The organism is Leisingera sp. ANG-M6 (assembly GCF_000813905.1).
GTDB lineage: Bacteria > Pseudomonadota > Alphaproteobacteria > Rhodobacterales > Rhodobacteraceae > Leisingera.
The window spans coordinates 1-892 of the sequence record NZ_JWLG01000049.1; the positions used below are offsets into that span (position 1 = coordinate 1).

Annotated in this window: 1 protein-coding gene and 1 pseudogene; both read right to left on the reverse strand. The window is 67.2% G+C overall.

Going from position 1 to position 892, the window contains the following annotated elements:
• Positions 1–192: pseudogene (locus tag RA24_RS22875) on the reverse strand (sugar phosphate isomerase/epimerase family protein); the annotation flags it as partial.
• A gap of 116 nt (positions 193–308) precedes the next feature.
• A partial coding sequence (locus tag RA24_RS21585) for a DUF6005 family protein (RefSeq protein WP_039194398.1) occupies positions 309–892 on the reverse strand: 584 nt, incomplete at its 5' end.

Consider the following 892-nt stretch of genomic DNA (forward strand, 5'->3'; position numbering starts at 1 on the left):
CCGTGGCCTCGGCGCTGGCCTGCTGGCCTGCAAAGGTGCGCATCTTGGCGGCGCCCCAGGTGCGGGCCTGGGCGCAGAGGGCCAGGGTGCGGTCGCGCAGCAGGTCCGGGTCATGCAGCGGCAGGTAGTCGCTGATCATCGGCACCGACAGGCCCTGCGCCGCCATCCATTGGGCGTTGTGAATGGCCAGCGNNGGGCGTGCACGCCCCACAGCTCGATGCCCTGAAAGCCGTTGTCGCGGGCCCAGAAGGCAATGTCCTTGAGCCCGATCAGCTGGTGGCGGAAGGAAATGGTGCAAAGCGAGATTTTCATGCCGGAACCTCCTGCGGCTGGGGGCTGGCCGGGCGGCAATTCTGGGCTGGCAGGTTGATGGCACACCAGGTGTCAAACTGGGCGTGCAGCGCCGATTTGATGGTGAATTCGAGCTGGTCCAGCGCATCCAGCGCCGCGAACAGGTCGGGGATCATGGCGCGGTCGCCTGTATGGGCGATGCGGGCGGCCAGGAAATGCAGGCTGCGGAAGCCTTCGCAGAGCGCCTCCACCCGGTCGCATTCGGCGTCGAAGGGTTCAAACGCGGTGTCCAGCTCCTGCCAGAAGAAGGCAAAGGCGTGCTCATAGGCGTATTTGCGCAAGGAGAGCACCGGCATTTCCCGGACCGCGCGGCCGAGGTCCGCCAGCGCCAGCGGCCGGGCAGGGTCGCAGTGGTAGCTGAAGATCCGCCGCAGGGCGGAGGTCAGCAGGTTGTCATCCGCGCGGAAGGTTTCAGTGAAATAGGCGGCCAGATCCGGTGCCTGCGGCGCCTGCGCATCGCCGCTGTTCAGGATATAGCCCCCCGCGACGGTGGGCTGCGCCATTGCGTTCAGGATGGTTTCGCGCGGCAGGTCGCCGCGCC